Below are 20,647 nucleotides of genomic sequence, written 5' to 3'. Positions count from 1 at the left end.
ATCCAACTACCGTTTTTTGGCTGTTGATGTACTTCGGGAAAGAAATTCCTGAAAAGCGATGGATGCCAATCAGGCCAGCGCGTTCAATTCGTTTCCGACAGTCGCCGCCACCATTGGTAGTATAAAAAGCCCTACTATTTCGACAAAACCGTAACGGTGGCAGTTGATGTGGATTTTGTTCAGACATTTGACAGGTAGTGGTGACCGATATAAATAGAGATTCTGGTATTGAAAGAAGCGAAAAACAAAATGGCCGATCCTGTTGTTGTAAGGCAATACAACGAGGCACAGTTGCGTTCTGGCCGCACTTTGTGTGCTTGAGGAATGGGGATATGGGTGTTGCCGTGCCTGTAAACGGGCTAAACCTGAGGTGTCTGTAACACAGGATTACCAAGCGAAGGTAAATGGGCTCCACCATGATTGGGAATAGCTACTCGCTTCAAGTATTTTATTTGTATTTGAATCGGTTTTAACCTACTCTAGGTTTTCTCAGAACTTTTTCGCTGATCAGGTATAAAATCTGAATCGACAAAGGTAAGGAAAGCTGTTATTTCTATAAAAAAAAACGTCTATTCTACAAGGAAAAGACAACCGAAATGCTTAAGTTAGTGTGAGGGCAGGTTTTGGCCCCATTTGGTCATGGTCGGTCACTAATTTTTAGAATTGACGAAAGATCGCTGATGGATAATGTTCACGATTATAGCACCTTGTTTTATTTCAATCCCCTGCCAAATTGGGTGTACGATAAGGAAACTTTTGAAATCGTAGACGTTAACCAATCAGCAATCGACCACTACGGCTACAGCAGGCAAGAATTCCTATCCATGACCATTCGGGACTTGAGGCCTGCGGAAGAGCTACCCAAACTCCACGCTTCGCATGAAGGTGTGGACGACAAAAAGAATCCCATTTATTTTGGCACGTTTACTCACAGGAAGAAGGGAGGGGAGCGAATTCGGGTGGATGTGAATGGGCACCCGGTCATTTTTAAGGGTCGTCAATGCCTGATGGTGACCTGCCAGGATGTAACAGAAAAGGAAAAGCAACTATTGGAACTCACGGATTCTGAACAGAAATTGAAAACGGCTTCTTCCATTGCGAAATTAGGCTATTGGCGGCAAGAAGTGGGTTCCAGCGTATTAAATTGGTCGGACGAAGTATACCGGATCTGGGGAAGAAAAAAAGGGCTTTTTGAAGCAACTTTTAAAAATTTTTTTGAAACGATTCATCCGGCAGATCGGGATCTTTTCCTGAAGGAGGAAGCTGCAGTCTTTGCCGGGAAAGAAACGCTGGATGTCTGTCATCGTATACTATTGCCAAATGGGAATGTGAAATGGGTACACGAGCTGGGAAGATTGAATCGTGATGAACGGGGAAATCCTTTATTATTCGAGGGAACGGTTCAAGACATTACCAAGCAGAAGCTGGAGGAGCAACAATTACGTTTGCTTGAAAGCGTGGTGACACATACCAGTGATTCCATTATGATTACAGAAGCTACATCGGAGGATGGTTCCGGTGCGCGAATCGTTTACGTCAACGACGCTTTTACCAAAATGACCGGTTATACCTTTGGCGAGATTGTCGGAAAATCCCCAAGAATACTGCAAGGACCCAAATCCGATTGGGAAGCGATTCAGCGACTCAATGAAGCCGTAAAAAGCCGGGAATTTTGTGAGATAACCACCATTAATTATAAAAAAAACGGGGAGCAATTTTGGGTGTCCATTTCCATTTCCCCAGTATTGGATGAGACCGGCCGCGTTAGTCACTGGATTGCCCTCGAAAAAGATGTGACCGCTGTAATGAATGAGCAGTTGCAGCGCGATCTTTTGGCGAAAATCAGTGTGGCGTTTCACGAAGGAGCCGACCTTCAATCCGCTCTTATTGAGGTCTGTCGACTAATTGCTATTTATGGAGACTTTAGTTTTTGCGAAGTATGGATTCCCGGTCTTCAAAAGAAATCATTACGTCTGGCCGCCAATTTTGCGCATGACGCTGCTGGAAAAACCTTTTACGATCAATCTGGAAAAGTTACCAAAATGGATGTAGATGAGGGGCTCCCTGGCAAGGTATGGAGCGAAAACAAATCTGTCATTTGGGAGAAAGTGGGACAGAACGAATGCTTCGTCCGCAGACAGGCAGCGTGGCATTCGGGGCTATCTGTGGTACTGGGCATTCCTTTGCGTCACCGGGACGCCAAGGTGGGCGTTCTGGTGGTGGGCGCTTGCGAACAACTTGGCTCGATGGAGCAACACCAACCAGTCTTAAGTATGCTCCAGTCGTTTATCGGGTCGGAGATTAATAGAAAAGGACTGGAAGAGGAATTACTTCATTTGTTTGAGGCACTACCAGATATCATCTGTCTTACCGATTTTCAGGGTAATTTTCTAAAAATGAATCGGTCGGGCTGCGAGTTACTGGGGTACCAGGAAATGGAAATTCGGGGAAGCTCATTTGCTCAATTCATCCATCCTGAGGATGCCGGGAATACCGCAGAAGCATTCCAAAACCTGAAATCTCAGGGCGGTATTTTTAAAGTTGAAAATCGTTTTTTGACCAAATCTGGCAGGGTAGTTTGGTTAAATTGGTACGGCAATCCCCATCTCACTGAGCAAGTAATATATGCTTCTGCAAAGAACGTTACTGAGGAGAAAAAGCTTCAGGAGTTAATCGTGGATGCCTCTCAACTTGCAAAGATCGGCGGATGGGAACTAGACTTAGCCAAACAGGAAGGTTCCGATACCATGTATTGGTCCCCGATGGTTAAGGAAATCCTGGAAGTACCTGAGGATTACAACCCTTCACTTTCCGGTGGTTTTGAGTTCTATTCGGCAGACAGCAAAGCGAAAATCAGGGCCGCGGTGGACAAGTTAATTGAACAGGGCGTTGAATTTGACGAAGAACTGCTCCTGCTAACGAGTACCGGAAAAGAAAAATGGGTTCGGTGCATCGGTAGGAGTGAACGGACTAACGGAAGGTGCACGAAGATTTTCGGTAGCTTTCAGGATATCGATGGCATGAAGAAAACGGAGCTGCGGATTTCCGAGATATTGGGTAGTATTTCTGATGGGTTTTATGCCGTAGATGCCGACTGGAATTTCACCTTTTTTAATAAAGAGGCGGAAAACCTGCTTAACAGGAGGAAGGAGGAGCTTTTGGGTAAGAATTTTTGGGAGGAGTTTTCCCCGGCAATAGGAACCCAGATGGAGCGAATATACCGAGACGTAGCGGCACAGGGAAAGGCAGTGAGTTTCGAATACCAGTATCCCGGCGACGGCTCCTGGTACGAGATCAATACCTACCCCTCGGGTGGAGGGATTTCTTCCTATTTTAAAAATATCGATGAGAAACGTCGCGCGGCAGAAGAATTGCAAAAGGCCTATCGGGAAAAAATCAACATCATTGAAAGTATTGGAGATGCGTTTTTTACCGTAGACAAGCAGTGGACCATTACCTATTGGAACAAGGAAGCCGAGCGGCTGATGGGCAGGTCACGATCGTCGATGCTGGGACGGAATCTTTGGAAACAGTATGCGGATCTTGTTGCTACCGATTTCTACGTGCAATGTGGTGCGGCGATGGAATCCAGTCAAAATGCGGCCTTTGAAGTTTTTTATCCCACACTAAACACGTGGTTGGAAGTGGCCGTGTACCCCAGCATTGATGGCTTGTCAGTTTATTTCAAAGACATTACCCGTAGAAAAAATACCGCCATGCAAATAGTACGTGCTAACGAGCGGTTTGAAAAAGTGACTCAGGCGACTACCGATGCCATTTGGGATTGGGATATCGAAAATGACCTTATTTTTCGAGGCATGGGTTTCGAAAAGTTTTTTGGAAGGAACGTGCAACGAAATTTTAAATCAGCGGAGTTTCAGCAGGATTGTTATCATCCGGATGATCTTCTCAGAATCAAAGAAAGCCTCAAAGCCAGCCTGGCGGATCCCACGCGGGAAAAATGGCAGATGGAGTACCGGATTACCCATAGCAGTGGGGAAGAGCGAACAGTGATTGACAAAGGGATGATTATTCGTAATGAGTCAGGAAAGGCCATACGAATGGTGGGAGCGTTGACGGATATTAGCGAACGTAAAAAGCACGAGCGAGAGGTACAGGAGTTGAATCAACTATTGAAACAGCACGTACAAGAGCTTGAAGTGACCAACGAGCAGTTGGAGCAGTTTGCTTTTATTGCTTCCCACGATTTACAGGAACCACTGCGCATGATTTCGAGTTTTCTCAACCAAATCGAACGTAAATACGGGGATCAGTTGGATGCAAAAGCCCACCAATACATTCACTTTGCGACCGACGGTGCAAAACGGATGAAACGAATTATTTTGGATTTGTTGGAATATTCCCGTGCAGGGAAATTTGCGGATACACCCGAGCCAGTCAACATACACGTGCTCATTGAAGAATACAAGGTTTTGCGTCGAAAGTTGCTACGCGATAAAGAAGCGGTTTTGACTGCCGAAAGCCTTCCCACTATTTCCTGCTATAAGGCACCGCTCGTACAAACCTTTCATTGCTTGCTGGATAATGCGATCAATTATTCGAGGGAAGGGGTGCCGCCCAGGATTGACATACGGGTCAGCGAAAAAGAAACACATTGGGAGTTTGGTATCGCAGACAACGGAATTGGGATTGATTCCCAATTTTTTGACAAAATTTTCATTATTTTCCAACGTTTGCATAATAAGGAGCAGTACAAAGGAACTGGAATTGGGCTTTCGATCGTGAAAAAACATGTGGAATTCTGGGGAGGAAAAATTTGGCTGGAATCCAGTCCTGGTGTTGGCAGTACGTTTTATTTTACCGTTAATAAAGAATTCGGATGATAGAGGCACACCTATTACTAGTAGAAGACAACGAAGGGGATATCGTCCTTACCTTGGATGCATTTGAAGAATGCAAAATTAAAACCCGAATAAGTGTTGCCAAAAATGGGAAAGAAGCACTGGATTTTCTCTTTGGGGAGGGGGCGGGGCAACCAGACAACCGTCCCGATCTGATATTACTCGACATCAATATTCCGGTATACAGTGGACACGAGGTGCTTAAGAGGATCAAGGAACACCCGTCTCTGAAAAAAATCCCGGTAATCATGTTGACCACCTCCTCCAACCAGAAAGACATCGACCTTGCCTACGAAAACCACGCAAATAGCTATATCACTAAACCCATAGAGATGGATCGTTTTATTAGCGCCATACTGAAAATCGAACAATTTTGGCTCCAATTGTCTAAATTAGCAAAATAAGCTTTCTTCCACTGCTGGTGTGTTAGCGGGACAACCGGTGCCTGGCTTCCAAATACGGAGATGATTTTTTGAGGCTCCCCGAGCCTTTGCTCCAAAAAAAATGTAATTTTGCCGAGTCCTGTTTTTGGAAAATCCGACCCGTTTAAATATGCTAAAAATGGATCAACTAAACGCTACATATAAACTAGTGATCGAAAAGTACATCGCGGCTTACAATGCCAAGAATGTGGAAGAGATGGTACGGGACTTGTCTGTAGATGTGGTGTTTGAACACCTGACAAACGATGAGGTAAGCATGCGATTGGAAGGCCTTGATGCGTTTCGAAGACAGGCCGAGGAAGCCCTTTCCTATTTTTCCCATCGGAAGCAGACGGTTCTATCCTGGGAATTTGCGGGCGACCTTGTTCGCGTGGAGGTTGATTACCAGGCCGTATTGGCGGTGGATTTCCCCAACGGTCTCAAGGCCGGGGAGCGCTTGCATATGTCTGGAATCTCGGAGTTTACGTTTGAAAACGATAGAATCAAAGTTATTAACGATCGAAGTTAACGAAGCCCGTATGGGCTGCTTTTAATAGGTTTTTGGTTGATTGGGGTCGGTGAGAACGATAATATCGGCTTTGTCCCGATGGGCTTCCCAGTTAGGTGCGTGGAAATCATCCGAGGGAAAACAGGAGATGGTAAGGATGTCAAGGCCCCGCTTGCTTTCTTTCACGGCTGCCACGGTGCCCAATCCTTCGTCGCTATGAAATTTCCCTGTCAGGTGGAGGATTTTCGCTTTTCTATTTTTTTTCCAGGTAGTGACGATGCTTTCTGCCATCGTGGCGTCGCGCAATAGTTGGGCGTGAAAGATCGAGGGCCCCATGTGGTGCGCATGTTCGCCCATTGCCGCGTAGAATTTTTGGCGGTAGGGATTGTCTTCCCGGGGAAGTTCAAATAGGCTATAGTAAGATTTCGCCGCCTTAGGAAGCTGCTTTAAGGTACCAATCCCTTTTTGGCTGACCATGCTGGCATACCTTCCCGGGACGTTAGCCGCAATGACCTGTTGTGCTTTTGATTTGGCAAGCTGAACCAGGGGCGCGTAGTCGGCGTAATTGCTCCAGGCCCGGCTCTCTTTCGTAAAGCTTCGCTCACGGATCAGACCGGACAGGTACTCGTTTAGCACCAACTGTACGTCCCGCTCAAACATTTCCATGGAGAGAATTACCTGTGGGTATTCATCCAGCAAAGCAGCATAGAGTGCGTTTTGTAGCACATGTGCCAGGCTATCGTTGTGCTCTTCTCCGAATACAATTACTTGTTTTTTCCGGGACAGTTGGACGATGTCTGCAACGCTGATTTCTGTGGCGGAGGGTGTATGGTATAGTTTGATGCCGGTTTCTACGATTTGCTGCGCCCAGGCCAAAGGGGGGGTTGAAAGAAAGAAAATGAGCCAGATTCGGGTTCTCATGAGGGAAAATTTTTCAGTGAAAGTAAACAATTCTTTCCGTTTTTACCGGCTTATTGTGCCCGAATTCGGGTCAATGGCTTTCCGGCTTCGCAAAAAGCAAGTAACTTGCAGGAAACCGACCGGGTCCATACGATGACGATCAAACCCTATACAAAAGCGATCACCGGGTTGAATCCCCGTTCCGATTACGAGCGAATTGCCTATTTATTGACCTTTCACTGTTTTCCCTGGGACATGGAAAAAGCGCTGGAATTTGCCCTGTTCCGGACATTTGCTGTTCCCTCGGTATCCAGGTTATTGCTGGCGACCGGAGAATTTGTTAACCGGACCCAAAAGCGATACGACGACACCGAACTCATCCTTTACGAAATCCTGGAAAATGGCATGGATAGTGTCAGGGGGCAGGCAGCCATCGCGCGGATGAATGCCATGCACGGTCGATTCAAGATTTCGAACGAGGAGTATTTGTACGTACTCTCCACATTCATATTTGAACCCATTCGTTGGATGGACCAGTGGGGATGGCGGCCGTTTACCCCGATAGAAAAGGAGGCCATTTTGATCAATTATCAAGAGCTTGCAAAACGGATGGGTATCCGGGAGGTACCCGATTCGCTGGATTCCTTCGAGGCATTTAATGTAGCGTACGAACGCGCTCATTTTTCCTTTGATCCGGCCAATAAAATCATCGGGAATAAAACCCTGGAATTGCTGTTGGGTTTCTATTTGCCAGAAAAGCTGTTTGGGTTGGGCAGGCCCATCGCCTATTGCCTGATGGATTCCCGGCTTCGACAGGCGATGGGATACCCCCATCCACCGGGCTTGCTTGTGTTTCTGGTAAAGGTAGTGATGAAAGTCAGAGCACTGGTGACGGGTTGGATTCCGGAGCCAGGTAAACCGGTTCTTGGCACAAAACGCAAGCGTTCCAGTTATCCCAAAGGGTACACCATCGAAGCATTGGGAACCAACACCCCTGGAAAATGAGTTCGTGTAGGTGCCGGATGGGGAGCCTTCAAGGAATCGCTTTGTTTGGGAAATTCTGTAAGCAATTGGGCGAAGAGGTCATTTGATCTGATAATCCAGTTTCATGGTGATGGATGCGGTTTTCGCCTTCGAACTGGTATTGAAGGTGCCGCCCCAGGAGTAATCTTCGCCGGAATTCTGACCGGTGATCTGAAATATTCCCATGTTTGCAACAATCAGGTCTCCCAATGTTGCGCCTGAATTTTTGGCGATCGTCTCGGCGCGGATGCGAGCGTCTTCAGTCGCTTTGGAGATCAGTTCAATTTTCAAATCTGCGAGTTGGGTAAAATAATACCGGGGCGCCTGGGAGTAAAACTGAATTTCCTTGTTGAGCAGTTCGGTAATTTCCCGGGCTATTTTCTCCACTTTCTCCACTTCTTTGGATTCTATGCTGATGGTTTGACTCAGGATATATCCCAAAAATGTTTCTCCCATGAACCTGCCTTCAGGGCTGTATTCGGCCCGGGTATTTTGGCGGGACTGTACGGCGCTAAAGACAAGTTCCTCCGAGGCAATTCCCTTCGAATTCAGGTATTCGGTAACGGCTTTGCGGTCTTTTTCCAAACCCGAATACGCTTCGCCCAGCGTATAGGCCTGTTTTTCAAAGAGTCCTTCCCAGACGATCAGGTCGGAAATAAAATCCGTCTCTCCGAGACCGGTGACGGAAATTTTCGCCTGGGCCTGGCTCCGTTTCCAGAAAGCATTCCCTAACACAATGGAGGAAAGTACGATTGCCAGGGCAAAAATTACAGCGGTAAGGTGTTGTTTCATTGCTTGGGGATTTTGATCGGTGGAATTTCGCAATTTATTGGCGAAATCCCCTAAATGGGCCCCAAATTTATTGATGCGTTTTGGGCTGAAAAAAGCAATCACTGAGAAAAAGATGATATTTATCATGTTTGGCCCTTCCCAAAATCACTCTTTACCTTTCTTGCTAGGCCTAGCTTTGTAAAAAAAGATACGCTTATGCAGAGCAAGTTGGACGTACATTTTGCTTTTCCCGAAGACATTGTTACCGCGCACTACGGCTGTCCCTTACCCATGGGATTCCAAACCGGGGAAATGGAGGTATCCACCACGCAACAGCTACTGGGTCCGGCATCCGCTAAACTATATACCGCTCATTTACCGGAGGTATTGGATTGGTTGCATGGATTGGACTACCCCAAAGCTTTGGAAAGCGAGCCTTGCGAGGTGCCGGTTCTATTGTATGATCGGGAGCTTTCGTTCGAACGGTTGCTCTTTCATTACGATGGAACTCCAGCCTCGGCAAAGATTATCAAACAATTTCTCGCACTTTTTTCAGAAAATATTTCCAACAGTAGAGCAACCATTATTTCTCCGGCATTCATTCCCAAATCAAAAAAGAGGGAGGAGCAAGCAATCATTCAGGAAGTGAGCAATCACACCGCTGAAACGTCCTTCATTAAATTTAATTTCAATCGAATTGGGGATTTTTGGTCCTATGCGGTCAAACATCAGTGTACCTTTTTGGTCACTACCAAAAACAATCAGGCCGATCTGGCGAAAGTGTTGTTTCATTTTTACAAAGGCGGCATGTGGTACGAAAGACTTTCCTTTTATTTGGCTATATAAATCAGTATATTGAATGACATTCGTCATGTTTTTGAGCTAGACGCTGAAGTAACTTGCCGCCAAATGGAGAATACATCTACCCCTGTTAAACAACTCGCTCAAATCAGCTGCTACCATTGTGGTGAGCGCTGTGAAGAGGAAATCCTGCACCATGAGGGAAAAGACTTTTGCTGTGCGGGATGCAAGACGGTGTACGATGTGCTGAGTGAAAACGACCTTTGCGATTATTACGACCTGTCCGATGCCCCGGGTTCAAACCGACGGAAGGAAAATACCCGGACCAATCGGTTTGATTACCTGGATGATACAGACGTTCGGGACAAATTGGTTGATTATCAGGACGGAAAGCAGGTACACGTGACGTTTTTTGTCCCCCTGATTCATTGTGCTTCCTGCATTTGGCTGTTGGAAAATCTTAACAGACTTCACGAAGGAGTGGTTGATTCGCGGGTTAATTTCATCGAGAAGAAAGTGCAAATACGCTTTTTTAAAGAGGAGATTAGTTTGAAGGAGCTGGTTGCATTGATGGCGGGAATCGGGTACGAGCCGCGTATCAATCTATCGGACATGGTGCCGCAAACAACCCGGCCCGCTGACAGAAAACTGATATACCAGCTTGCTGTGGCAGGGTTTTGCTTTGGAAACATGATGTTTTTTAGTCTTCCAGAGTATTTTTCTGAGGCAGAATTGTTGGGTCAGGGATTCAGGGAGTTGTTTCGCTACCTCAACGTGGTATTGGCCTTACCAGTGTTTTTTTATTCGGCTTCGGATTATTACAGAAATGCCTGGTATTCGCTAAAAAACAGGTCCATTAGCATGGAGGTACCTATCGTACTCGGCATTGTTACCTTATTTACCTATAGCTTGTATGAAATATTTCTTATTGATCAGGAAGGATACCTGGATACACTTGGCGGCCTGTTGTTTTTTCTCCTTTTGGGCAAATTGTACCAGCAAAAAACCTTTGATACCCTTTCCTTTGACCGTGATTATACCTCCTATTTTCCGATCGGCGTTAGTAAATTGACGCAAAACACAGAGCAAGTGATCCCTCTGACCAAAGTGCAGGTGGGGGATAGAATTCGGGTGCGGAACGAGGAGTTGGTGCCTGCGGATAGCGTATTGCTCGATGAAGAAGCCACAATCGACTACAGTTTTGTGACCGGAGAGGAAGTCCCGGTACTGGTAAAAAAGGGCGCTTTGGTCTATGCCGGAGGACGGCAAAAAGGGGCTGCCATTCAGTTATTGGTTCAAAAATCTCCTTCGCAGGGCTACCTGACCGATTTATGGAACAACGAGGCATTTTCGAAAAATGAACAAGAAGATTCCCTGGCCTCCCTGGCAACCCGAATCAGCGGAAAGTTTACCTTCACTGTCCTCCTGATTGCATTTGGAGCGCTGAGCTATTGGAGTTTTTACGACTTTTCCATGGGGATTCGCGCCTTTACGGCCGTTTTGATCATCACCTGTCCCTGTGCGCTTGCCATGTCCACGCCCTTTACGCTGGGAAACGTGATGCGGATTTTTGGAAAACGTGGCTTTTATCTGAAAAACACCCAGGTAATTGAGAAATTAGCTGGATTAGACACCCTGGTGTTTGATAAAACAGGCACGCTGACCGCGCCGTCAAAAGCCCGGGTACATTACCAGGGAGAATCGCTTTCGGAGGAAACCCGTGGGGTAGTAAAAGCACTGGTAAACCATTCCATCCATCCACTGAGTAACCGAATCAATCGTTGGCTGGGGAGCGTTCCGGCAGTGAAACTGGAGCAGGTGGAGGAAATTCCAGGCAAAGGATTACGGGCGGTTTACAAGTCCCAGTCACTGGTCCTGGGCTCGGCCTCGTTTGCCGGCATGAAGTCATCTCCGCAAGCCCGCAGCGCGGGTAATGAAGTACATTTGGTCATTGAAGGAGTTCATTTGGGGACGTTTTACATTGAGAGTGGCATACGGCAGGGCATGGAGGAAATGATTCCTGCATTGGCCTCCAATTATTCCCTGCATTTACTATCGGGGGATCAGGATCATGAAAAAACCGAGTTGGAGAAAAAACTGGGTACGGCACTTCGCATGCATTTTCAGCAGAGCCCGAAAGATAAGTTGAATCAAATTCAGCAACTTCGTGAAGGGGGGCACCGGGTGCTGATGGTGGGCGATGGACTGAATGATGCCGGTGCATTGAAGGCAGGGCATGTGGGGATCGCTGTCACCGAGAATATTTCTCATTTTAGTCCGGCAAGTGATGCCATACTGGATGGGGAGAAACTTCGCCACTTACCCGCCTACCTGGATTTCGCAAAACTGGGCAGAAAGATTATTAAAAGTAGTTTTGGACTCAGTTTCACCTACAATACACTTGGAATTTACTTTGCCGTGCAAGGGTTGGTAAGTCCCGTATTTTGTGCTATTTTGATGCCGGCGAGCAGTATTTCAGTGGTTTTATTTACCACACTGGCGACCAACTATTTTGCCCGAAGAAAGGGCATGAACGAAAAAACTGAGCTACGATGGAAGTAATTTTTGTATTGATTGGCGTAAGTTTGGCAATGGCCGGAGGGTTTTTGTGGCTGTTTTTTAAAGCGATGAAAGGGGGACAGTTTGACGATCAGCACACGCCTGCCATGCGCATACTATTTGAGCGAAAGACACATAAAAAACATACAACCAATAAAAAAACACCTAAAAACACGAAGTGATATGTCAGGAACAACACTTGAACAGTTTAGTTACGATAATAAGATCGTAAAATACTTCGGTGCAGCCACCGTTATCTGGGGGCTCGCCGGTATGCTGATCGGGGTGATCGCTGCGACCCAGCTTTTTCTTCCCGAGGCCAATATGGGCAACCCGTACACCACTTTTGGAAGGATACGGCCACTCCATACGAATGCGGTGATTTTCGCCTTTGTAGGAAACGCAATTTTTGCAGGGGTGTACTATTCCATGCCCCGTTTATTGAAAGCGCCGATGTGGAACAAAACCCTGAGTTGGTTTCATTTCTGGGGCTGGCAGGCCATTATTCTTTCGGCGGTCATTACCCTTCCGCTGGGCTTGACCTCATCCAAAGAATATGCCGAGTTGGAATGGCCCATCGATATTGCCATTGCGGTTGTTTGGGTGGCATTCGGGGCAAATATGATCGGTACGCTGATCACGCGTAGAGAAAAGCACATGTACGTAGCCATTTGGTTTTACCTGGCTTCCTTTGTTACGGTTGCGGTGCTTCATATCTTCAACTCCCTGGCCTTGCCGGTATCGCTTTTTAAGAGTTATTCGGCCTATGCGGGCGTACAGGATGCGCTGGTGCAGTGGTGGTACGGGCACAATGCCGTGGCATTTTTCCTGACCACGCCATTTTTGGGCCTGATGTATTATTACCTTCCCAAGGCAGCCAATCGGCCGGTTTATTCTTACAAGCTTTCCATCATCCATTTCTGGTCCCTGATCTTTATTTACATTTGGGCGGGACCCCACCATTTGCTGTACACGGCCTTGCCCGAGTGGGCACAGGTTTTGGGTGTGGCTTTTTCCGTCATGCTTATCGCACCTTCCTGGGGAGGGATGGTCAATGGCTTGTTGACCTTGCGTGGTGCCTGGGATAAGGTACGTGTAGATCCTGTTTTAAAATTCATGGTCGTGGCCGTAACGGCCTACGGCATGGCTACTTTTGAAGGCCCCTTGCTCTCTCTGAAAAATGTGAACGCAATTGCCCACTACACCGATTGGATCGTTGCGCACGTGCACATTGGCGGACTGGGATGGAATGGATTTTTAACCTTTTCCATGTTGTATTGGCTGTGGCCCAAGATGTGGCGAACCAATTTGTACTCCGTGAAACTAGCCAATACCCACTTTTGGCTCGGTACCCTGGGAATTTTGTTTTATGCCTTACCCATGTATGTGGCAGCACTTACCCAAAGCTTGATGTGGAAGGAGTTTGGAGAAGCAGGCAGGTTGGCCTACCCGAATTTTCTCGAAACCGTGATACAAATTGTACCTATGTACATGTTGCGGGCCTTCGGCGGGGTGCTTTACCTCTCTGGCGCAATCCTGATGGTGTATAATTTGATAAAAACGGCTGCAGCTGGCTCGTTTCAGGAAGAAGAGGCAGACGAAGCGCCGGCTCTGGCCAAACACGTGCCTACCGGCGGAGAGTTTTGGCACCGGGCCTGGGAGCGAAAGCCCGTGTTTTTTACCGTCCTGGCTACCGTGGCCATACTCATCGGGGGCGTGGTTGAAATAATTCCGACCATTTTGATAAAATCCAACGTGCCGACGATCAGCAGCGTGGAGCCCTATACACCGCTCGAGCTACAGGGAAGGGACCTCTACATTTCCAATGGTTGCGTAGGTTGTCACTCCCAAATGATTCGACCGTTCCGGAATGAAACGGAGCGGTATGGTGAATATTCCAAGGCTGGGGAATTTGTATACGATCGACCGTTCCTGTGGGGTTCCAAGCGTACCGGTCCGGATTTGCACCGGGTGGGTGGAAAGTACCCGGATAGCTGGCATTACCACCACATGGTGGACCCAAGGACCATGTCACCCGGATCCTTGATGCCGCCCTACCCTTGGATGACGACCACGATAATGGATCATAGTTCGATAGGTGCTAAAATCCGCACCATGATGAAATTGGGTGTTCCCTATCCCGAGGGCTACGACGAAACGGCCATCGACGATTTGCGTGCGCAGGCAGAATCAATTGTGGCAGGTCTGAAAGAATCGGGGGTTGAAGTACTCCCCGAAACCGAAATCGTTGCCTTGATTGCCTACCTGCAGCGATTGGGAACCGACATCAGTAAAACGACCAGTGCGAACCCTTAATCCACCCCGATCATGCAAAAAGAAATTTTAAGATCCATAGAAAATATCGAAATCTATCCCATTATCTCGCTTCTGCTATTTGTTGCTTTCTTTATCGGAATGTTTTGGTGGGTACTGCGTGTCGACAAAAAGTACATCGACCACATGAAAGAAATGCCCCTTGCAGATGAACCTCAAAAAGATGATTCCCATGAAAACGTTTAAACTCATTGGAGCCAGTTTAATGGCCCTATTGCTGGCGACTCCTGGATTTGCTCAGGAGAGTGGAGAAAGCTGGACCTCCCAAGTGCAACAATTGGACAGCAGCCAACTGACATTGTTGGTTATCATCGGTGTGGTGTTGCTATTGATTGTGATCATCATGGGCATCATGCTGTATTTATTGTCCTTTTTGATGTCCGTGATCAAAAAAGACAATCCGGTCCTCGCTGCAGAGCCTTCCTGGTGGGAAAACTTTAAAGAGAAATTTGTTACGGGCAAAATGAAGCCCATCGAAAAGGAACAAGACATCCAACTGGACCATAGTTACGATGGGATCGTGGAGCTGGATAATTTCATGCCTCCCTGGTTGAAATACGTCTTTTATATCAGCATTGTCTTTGCGGTGGTCTACTTTGTGAATTATTCCGTGTTGGGCCTTGGAAAGAACCAGTACGAAGAATACGAAGAAGAACTGGCGATCGCTGCGCTGGAAGAAGAGGAACGAGGCGAAACCATGCTGGCGGCTATCGATGAAACCACGGTTCAATTTGATGCAACGACCCCTACCATCGAGGCGGGCAAAGAGCTGTACACCGGAAACTGTGCAGCCTGTCATGCGATGGATGGCGGGGGAGGTGTTGGTCCCAACCTTACCGATGCGTACTGGATCCATGGCGGAGACATCAAGGATGTATTCTCGGTGGTAAAATACGGGGTGGTTGAAAAAGGAATGATCCCCTGGCAGGATCAACTAAGCCCGGAGCAAATGCAACAGGTTTCCAGCTACGTATTGACCCTTCAGGGCACCACACCAGCAAACCCTAAAGAACCTCAGGGAGAAAAATTCACCCCTGCGGTTGAAGAACCGGCTGACGCCCTGGGAGAGGAAGAATTGGGATTGGAACCTGTAGAATAAGTGTTTACCAATAGGGTCGGACCGACTGTTCCGACCCTATGCACCGCGCATACACAAAAAATCGACTAACAACCATGGCGATAAAAAATGAAAGCCTCGACCCGGAAAAATTTAGGGACTCCTTAGGTACTGTCACCAGCGACGGTGGACGGAACTGGATTTATCCGAAGAAAGTATCCGGAAAGTTCTACAAATGGCGGACCTATGTCTCCTGGCTGCTATTGGCTATCCTTTTTGCCGGTCCATTTATCCGCATCGACGGAAGGCCCTGGCTACTCTTCAATATTTTTGAGCGCAAGTTTATTATTTTCGGGGCAGTATTTTGGCCGCAGGATACCCATTTACTGATTTTCCTGCTGCTGATTTTTGTGGTTTTCATCATCTTGTTTACCGTGGTTTTCGGCAGGGTTTTCTGCGGATGGGCCTGTCCGCAAACGCTTTTTATGGAAATGGTTTTCCGTAAAATCGAATATTGGATCGAGGGGGATGCCAACCAGCAACGCAAGCTGAATGCCATGCCCTGGAACGGGGAAAAGATCCGAAAGAAGACCGTGAAAATGGGGATATTCACCCTTATCTCCTTGCTCATTTCACATACGGTAATGGCCTATCTCATCGGAATCGATCAGGTATTTGAGATTGTTCAGCAACCTCCGGCCGAAAATCTGGCTGGCTTCATGGGATTGATCGCATTTACCGGTATTTTTCTTTTTGTATTCTCCTGGTTTCGGGAACAAGCTTGCCTGGTGGTTTGCCCGTATGGTCGTCTTCAGGGCGTATTGCTTGACAACCAGTCCATCAACGTCACCTACGATTACGTGCGGGGAGAACCCAGAGGACCCATCCGAAAAAATAAGGTTGAAGATCAATCTTTGGGGGATTGCGTGGATTGCTCGCTTTGCGTACAAGTGTGCCCCACGGGTATTGATATCCGGAATGGCGTGCAGATGGAATGCGTCAATTGTACGGCTTGCATGGATGCCTGCGATGAGGTCATGGAAAAAGTAGATCGTCCACTCGGGCTTATTCGCTACGCTTCGGAGACGAGTGTTCAAAAAGGCTCTTCCCGATTAATCACGGGTAGGGTCAAGGCGTACTCTTCCATACTTGTGCTCCTGATTGCCGGGTTTGTTGCCCTGCTGGCGACCCGGGAAGATTTGGGAGCTACGGTGACCCGATTCAGGGGGATGACCTTTCAGGAACGAGAGGGAGAACAGATCAGCAACCTCTACGAGGTAACCCTGATCAATAAGACCTTTGACGAACAGCAAGTGAACCTGGTTCCCGAAGATCCTGCCTTCCAATTGGAACGGGTAGGAGATACCGATTGGACCTTAGACGGTCAATCGAAATTTGAAGGACGATTCTTTCTGGTAAAGCCACAAGCAGCCATGCAGGTGCCTCAGGAAAGCATTGTCCTGTTATTGCAACAAAATGGTGAAACCATAGACCGGATAAAAACCAGTTTTATGGGGCCGGTAGAAAACTAAAACTAAAGACGATGAATTGGGGAAATGGAATAATTTTAGTGTTTGTCGCTTTTGTGGCGGTAATGGCCACGATGGTGACCATATGTATGAAACAAGATGACCTGCACCTGGTTACGGAAAATTATTACGAAGAAGAGATCAAGTATCAAGAGCACATTGATAAAGTAACCAACTCGCAGCATTCAGCGAAAAATGCGCTGAGCTTTGATCCGCAGAGCAAGGTGTTGACCCTGAATCTCCCCGTTGGAGCGCAGGGCGAGTTGCATCTCTTCCGGCCTTCGGACGCGAGAATGGATCGAAAAATAGCCGTAGACATTCAAAATGCTGCCGCAAACACCGTGAATCTCAAAAGCCTTCAAAGTGGGTATTGGAAGGTAAAACTAAACTGGGAGGAAAAGGGGCAGGGCTTTTTCGAGGAACAGAAGATTGATCTGTAGGCATGTTTTGGACAGCGTTTGTATGGGGATTATTGGGGTCGTTTCATTGCATCGGGATGTGTGGACCGATAGCCCTGGCACTGGCCGGAAAGGATAAAAATAAGTTCCTGCTAAACAAACTGCTGTACAATTCCGGCCGGACGATCACCTATGCCTTTTTAGGTGGTCTGGTGGGCTTGCTTGGCTTTTCGATGGCCCTGGCAGGAATTCAACAATGGTTGTCCATCCTTACAGGGGTCGTCCTGCTGCTCATGGCCTTTTCCTACCGCAAATCAGAAAAATGGGTTGCTAATTCCGTTTTTTCCACATCATTGGCCCAACTGAAAATCCGGCTCGGTCGTTCCATCAAACCGGGTGGTACCCGGGCCTTTGTTTTTTCCGGATTATTGAACGGCCTATTGCCCTGCGGGCTGGTTTACATGGCGTTGGTCGCTTCCTTGGCCATGCAAAGCCCCTTGCAAGGCATGGCCTACATGTTCTTTTTTGGCTTGGGTACCTTTCCGGTCATGATTTTATTAATGATCTCCGGCAACATTTTTTCCATGGGATTCCGGATAAAAATTAACCGGTTTGTTCCCTATTTTGCTTTGCTCATGGGCGCTTTATTCATCGTACGTGGGATGGGCTGGGGAATCCCCTACTTAAGTCCCAAACTTTCCTTTGCCAGCAACCAAACCACCGAGCTTTTGGATGCGAACATTACGCATTGTGAATAACCAAATGCCTGAACAGACCAATCCCTACCAGATGGTCGGTGCGTGGTCGGATGAGTTTTCATAGGTTCCAAACAGCCTGTAAACCAGCGCAAATTCATGGGTTTGTCCAGGCAGCAGGTAGCTGCGGTTTGAGGGAAATTCATAGACGTATCCCAGTCGTATCTTGTCAAACACAACACCAAACTGCAGATTGCTGGCATAATCAAAACGATGTCCACCCCCGATCCATAGCTTGTTGCCCAACAGGGTTTTTACATTGAATTCGATATTGTCGGGCAAGCCTTCCTGGTTGCGGTAAAATCCATTCAGAATCAGCGAGACCTGGGAGGAAAGCGCTTCCCGGTATCCGGCCTGTGCGATATAGGTGACTGGCCTTCCCTCCATAAATTCCTCTCCACTCGCAATCCGCCCTTTGTTTACGTTGTGCATGGCATAGGAGAGGTAGTACGATTTATGGGTAAGCGCAAGCCCCAAATTAAAATCAAAAATCTGCATATCGGAAAACCCGCCTACGTACTGCCCAATCAAGGGATCTCCGGCCTGTTCACTAGTAAGTGCATTTCCGTCTAGTCGGATCGTTTGGTAGTTGAGGCCCGCCCCCAATCGTAATTGGTGCCTGGCTGTCAGCCGCACCCGGCTGGCGTAGGCAAGCAGTAGTTCCGTTTCCTTGAATGCCCCATAGGTATCGTGCAGTAAATTCAAGCTGAAGGCATTCTTCCCCATTAGCGCAGGGTCTTCCAATCCTTTGGTTTCAGAAAAATCTATCTCCGCGCTGATAAAATAGGTTTTTGGTGCGCCTTCCATTCCGGACCATTGGTTTCGTACAAATCCCCTTAAGGCACTTCCCTCGTACCCCGTCAATCCAGGGTTAAAATAGCTTTGAAAGTGGCTGAATTGACTGATGTATTTTCTGGATTGTGCCTGCAAATAGGTTGTTTGTAAAGCAAGCATCAAGAGAAAGAGGTACACGGTTTTTTGTGTCTGGCTGTTTTTCATCTTTCTTTAATTAATCGTTAAAAATTGTAAGCACGCCTCTGCGGGTTTCGTTGATTTCATCCAGGCTGATCACCCAGAAATAGGTGCCGGTCGGCAGCTTCTTACCGAGATAGGTTCCATCCCAACGTATATCCGGACTTTCGGTGTAAAAGACGCGTTTGCCGCTGCGTTCATAGACGGCCACTTTTGCTCCTTGGTAATACCGGAGATCGTCGATTCCCCAGTCGTCGTTGAAACCGTCCCCGTTGGGCGTAAACGTGTTTGGTACCGAAATGGCTTCCAATTCCATTCGGTTTCTACGCAGCGTGAATGTCTGTGTAAGGGTGTTCCCGGCTCGGTCCGTACTACTGATTTCTACGGTAAAGGTGGATTTTCCAGGGAGCGCTTCACGGCTGTTCCAGAATAGTTCGGTTCCCGAAATTCCAAAGTACTGGTTGTCACCCGAGGAAGGAATCAGGGAATAGGCATGCACGTCGTCCGCAGGGTCCAGGGTATTCAAGGTTCCAATGCGTGTCCCCGGATCACTATCTGCTTCAAACGCATCGCTGGTTAGGGTGATTTCCTGTGGAAGCGCTTTGTCTGCCACCAATATGCTGAGAATGGGTTCCAGCTGATTCGGATTCTGAATTTCGCCCAGCTCCAGTACTCCGAAATACTGGTACAAACCGGCTATTTTGGTATCCAGTACGGGTAGCGTCCAATGAACCGGAAGGTCGACCATCTCTCCATTGCTAAGTTGTGCCTGTATCGTTTCCGGAAAAACTATGGATTCCAACAGACTGTTCCAGGCAATGGACAGCAATGCCGGATCCTCGATTTCGATGAGGTTGAGATTTAGTAGACGACGTTCAAATTCAACTTTACTTTCGTTTCCTTCCGCATCGGTTGCAATTAGTTGAATCCGGATTGTTTCTGAATCGGTGTATTGCGTGCCTGCCGCTGGTAGCTGTACGAATTGGGACAATTCGCAATTGTCTCGCGCTACCGCTATTTCGGTGAAGTCCGGTAATACATAGGTTCCGTTTAAGTAAATGGTTTCATCCGTAGGAACCGATTCGATTACCGGAGCCGTGGTATCCTCGATGATGACCTCCTGCAATTGGGTGCTGCTGTTTCCAGTCCTATCGGTAAATGTCCAGGTAATTACCGTACTCGCTGGAATCGGTAATTCAAGATCCGCTGTTCCCGTAATGATGCCTCCGCAGTTGTCCATAGCAGTTGGCGGTTCCAGGCTTTCGATGCTGCATTCGGACTGCAACAACGGTAAGTCGCTAGTAATCGGGACGGGAGCTGTCTGATCCTCCACGCGCAGCATTGCTGTGGATGGAAACAACTGTCCGTTCGGGTTGCGAATGGTAACGTCTATTTCCTGGTTACCCAGATTCGTGCAGGTGAAATTACTCGTTTCCAGAATCACCGTCTGTCCGGCAGACAGGGGTTGATCCAATAGTAGGGAAGGCTCTAATAAACCCATTCCGTTGGCATCCAGTACCAGTGTTCCGTTTTTGGTTTTTGGTAAAATCTGGAATTGGCTTTCTGCCAGTGAAAAAACGTAATTTCCACCGGCGCTCAAATCACCCAGGGTCAGCGCATAGCTACCCACATCTTCGCCGGGTACTCGACTTAGTGCACCAGTCAGTATGGATTCGTCCTCACCGTTTACAAAACCGCTGCTGCTAAAGGCAAAGGTCGGATCGGCTTGCCCGTAGGTCTTGCTTTGGCCGTTATC

17 protein-coding genes are annotated in these 20,647 nt (G+C 47.6%); 13 read left to right on the top strand and 4 right to left on the bottom strand.

The features are described 5' to 3' along the window. Positions 1-680: 680 nt before the first annotated feature. The 3 genes from BMW71_RS18320 to BMW71_RS18310 all read left to right on the top strand — a co-directional run bounded on the left by BMW71_RS18320 (position 681) and on the right by BMW71_RS18310 (position 5,813). Entirely contained in the window at positions 681-4,844 is a 4,164-nt protein-coding gene (locus BMW71_RS18320) for a PAS domain S-box protein (RefSeq protein WP_092177385.1), read from the top strand. After that, on the top strand, positions 4,841-5,266 hold the full coding sequence (locus BMW71_RS18315) for a response regulator (protein WP_092177383.1): 426 nt from the start codon (positions 4,841-4,843) through the stop codon (positions 5,264-5,266). Before BMW71_RS18320 ends, BMW71_RS18315 begins: the two co-directional genes overlap by 4 nt. A gap of 157 nt (positions 5,267-5,423) precedes the next feature. Beyond that, positions 5,424-5,813 carry a nuclear transport factor 2 family protein gene (locus tag BMW71_RS18310; RefSeq protein WP_177179703.1) on the top strand — a complete coding sequence of 130 codons (390 nt, stop codon included), beginning with the start codon at positions 5,424-5,426 and terminating at the stop codon, positions 5,811-5,813. 21 nt (positions 5,814-5,834) lie between these two features. Here the strand turns inward: BMW71_RS18310 and BMW71_RS18305 are convergent, their stop codons facing one another. Further along, positions 5,835-6,713 (bottom strand): ChaN family lipoprotein, encoded by an 879-nt coding sequence (locus tag BMW71_RS18305; protein WP_092177379.1) that lies wholly within the window; start codon positions 6,711-6,713, stop codon positions 5,835-5,837. 105 nt (positions 6,714-6,818) lie between these two features. Between BMW71_RS18305 and BMW71_RS18300 the strand changes: the two genes are divergently transcribed. Next, the gene (locus BMW71_RS18300; RefSeq protein ID WP_244891217.1) at positions 6,819-7,697 is read left to right on the top strand and encodes an oxygenase MpaB family protein; all 879 of its coding nucleotides are present in this window, start codon (positions 6,819-6,821) and stop codon (positions 7,695-7,697) included. A 78-nt stretch (positions 7,698-7,775) separates the two neighbouring features. On the opposite strand, the gene BMW71_RS18295 is transcribed toward BMW71_RS18300, so the two are convergent. Beyond that, positions 7,776-8,507: an SIMPL domain-containing protein gene (locus BMW71_RS18295; protein WP_092177640.1), complete on the bottom strand. Its 732-nt coding sequence runs from the start codon at positions 8,505-8,507 to the stop codon at positions 7,776-7,778. A 195-nt stretch (positions 8,508-8,702) separates the two neighbouring features. On the opposite strand from BMW71_RS18295, the gene BMW71_RS18290 reads away from it, so the two are divergent. From BMW71_RS18290 to BMW71_RS18250, 9 genes are all read left to right on the top strand, one after another. Further along, entirely contained in the window at positions 8,703-9,332 is a 630-nt protein-coding gene (locus tag BMW71_RS18290) for a hypothetical protein (RefSeq protein ID WP_092177377.1), read from the top strand. A gap of 63 nt (positions 9,333-9,395) precedes the next feature. After that, on the top strand, positions 9,396-11,849 hold the full coding sequence (locus tag BMW71_RS18285) for a heavy metal translocating P-type ATPase (protein WP_092177375.1): 2,454 nt from the start codon (positions 9,396-9,398) through the stop codon (positions 11,847-11,849). After that, positions 11,840-12,028: a cbb3-type cytochrome oxidase assembly protein CcoS gene (ccoS, locus tag BMW71_RS18280; protein WP_092177373.1), complete on the top strand. Its 189-nt coding sequence runs from the start codon at positions 11,840-11,842 to the stop codon at positions 12,026-12,028. Before BMW71_RS18285 ends, ccoS begins: the two co-directional genes overlap by 10 nt. A 1-nt stretch (position 12,029) precedes the next feature. Then, on the top strand, positions 12,030-14,162 hold the full coding sequence (gene ccoN, locus BMW71_RS18275) for a cytochrome-c oxidase, cbb3-type subunit I (protein ID WP_092177371.1): 2,133 nt from the start codon (positions 12,030-12,032) through the stop codon (positions 14,160-14,162). 12 nt (positions 14,163-14,174) lie between these two features. After that, positions 14,175-14,366: a CcoQ/FixQ family Cbb3-type cytochrome c oxidase assembly chaperone gene (locus BMW71_RS18270; protein WP_092177369.1), complete on the top strand. Its 192-nt coding sequence runs from the start codon at positions 14,175-14,177 to the stop codon at positions 14,364-14,366. Further along, positions 14,353-15,279, top strand: coding sequence for a cbb3-type cytochrome c oxidase N-terminal domain-containing protein (locus BMW71_RS18265; RefSeq protein WP_092177367.1), 927 nt, complete (start codon positions 14,353-14,355; stop codon positions 15,277-15,279). Before BMW71_RS18270 ends, BMW71_RS18265 begins: the two co-directional genes overlap by 14 nt. Positions 15,280-15,353: 74 nt before the next feature. Continuing rightward, positions 15,354-16,769, top strand: coding sequence for a cytochrome c oxidase accessory protein CcoG (gene ccoG / locus BMW71_RS18260; protein ID WP_092177638.1), 1,416 nt, complete (start codon positions 15,354-15,356; stop codon positions 16,767-16,769). Positions 16,770-16,780: 11 nt separating this feature from the next. Further along, entirely contained in the window at positions 16,781-17,206 is a 426-nt protein-coding gene (locus tag BMW71_RS18255; protein WP_092177365.1) for a FixH family protein, read from the top strand. A gap of 2 nt (positions 17,207-17,208) precedes the next feature. Further along, positions 17,209-17,922, top strand: coding sequence for a sulfite exporter TauE/SafE family protein (locus BMW71_RS18250; protein ID WP_092177363.1), 714 nt, complete (start codon positions 17,209-17,211; stop codon positions 17,920-17,922). Between the two features lie 24 nt (positions 17,923-17,946). Here the strand turns inward: BMW71_RS18250 and BMW71_RS18245 are convergent, their stop codons facing one another. Beyond that, on the bottom strand, positions 17,947-18,918 hold the full coding sequence (locus BMW71_RS18245) for a PorP/SprF family type IX secretion system membrane protein (RefSeq protein ID WP_092177361.1): 972 nt from the start codon (positions 18,916-18,918) through the stop codon (positions 17,947-17,949). A 10-nt stretch (positions 18,919-18,928) separates the two neighbouring features. Continuing rightward, positions 18,929-20,647, bottom strand: a 1,719-nt coding sequence (locus BMW71_RS18240) for a T9SS type B sorting domain-containing protein (RefSeq protein ID WP_143057679.1), incomplete at its 5' end; no start/stop codon positions are given.

The organism is Cyclobacterium xiamenense, assembly GCF_900109255.1.
Taxonomy (GTDB): Bacteria; Bacteroidota; Bacteroidia; order Cytophagales; family Cyclobacteriaceae; genus Cyclobacterium; species Cyclobacterium xiamenense.
Note: the sequence above shows the minus strand (reverse complement) of the source record. Positions and strands in the feature narration are given on the sequence as shown.

Excerpts from the sequence above, each read along its gene's own strand:
- BMW71_RS18295 (WP_092177640.1), bottom strand. The coding sequence starts at position 8,507 with ATGAAACAACACCTTACCGCTGTAATTTTTGCCCTGGCAATCGTACTT.
- BMW71_RS18250 (WP_092177363.1), top strand. The coding sequence starts at position 17,209 with ATGTTTTGGACAGCGTTTGTATGGGGATTATTGGGGTCGTTTCATTGC.
- BMW71_RS18255 (WP_092177365.1), top strand. The coding sequence starts at position 16,781 with ATGAATTGGGGAAATGGAATAATTTTAGTGTTTGTCGCTTTTGTGGCG.
- BMW71_RS18290 (WP_092177377.1), top strand. The coding sequence starts at position 8,703 with ATGCAGAGCAAGTTGGACGTACATTTTGCTTTTCCCGAAGACATTGTT.
- BMW71_RS18245 (WP_092177361.1), bottom strand. The coding sequence starts at position 18,918 with ATGAAAAACAGCCAGACACAAAAAACCGTGTACCTCTTTCTCTTGATG.
- BMW71_RS18320 (WP_092177385.1), top strand. The coding sequence starts at position 681 with ATGGATAATGTTCACGATTATAGCACCTTGTTTTATTTCAATCCCCTG.
- ccoN (WP_092177371.1), top strand. The coding sequence starts at position 12,030 with ATGTCAGGAACAACACTTGAACAGTTTAGTTACGATAATAAGATCGTA.
- BMW71_RS18265 (WP_092177367.1), top strand. The coding sequence starts at position 14,353 with ATGAAAACGTTTAAACTCATTGGAGCCAGTTTAATGGCCCTATTGCTG.
- BMW71_RS18285 (WP_092177375.1), top strand. The coding sequence starts at position 9,396 with ATGGAGAATACATCTACCCCTGTTAAACAACTCGCTCAAATCAGCTGC.
- ccoG (WP_092177638.1), top strand. The coding sequence starts at position 15,354 with ATGGCGATAAAAAATGAAAGCCTCGACCCGGAAAAATTTAGGGACTCC.
- BMW71_RS18310 (WP_177179703.1), top strand. The coding sequence starts at position 5,424 with ATGGATCAACTAAACGCTACATATAAACTAGTGATCGAAAAGTACATC.
- BMW71_RS18270 (WP_092177369.1), top strand. The coding sequence starts at position 14,175 with ATGCAAAAAGAAATTTTAAGATCCATAGAAAATATCGAAATCTATCCC.
- BMW71_RS18305 (WP_092177379.1), bottom strand. The coding sequence starts at position 6,713 with ATGAGAACCCGAATCTGGCTCATTTTCTTTCTTTCAACCCCCCCTTTG.
- BMW71_RS18315 (WP_092177383.1), top strand. The coding sequence starts at position 4,841 with ATGATAGAGGCACACCTATTACTAGTAGAAGACAACGAAGGGGATATC.
- ccoS (WP_092177373.1), top strand. The coding sequence starts at position 11,840 with ATGGAAGTAATTTTTGTATTGATTGGCGTAAGTTTGGCAATGGCCGGA.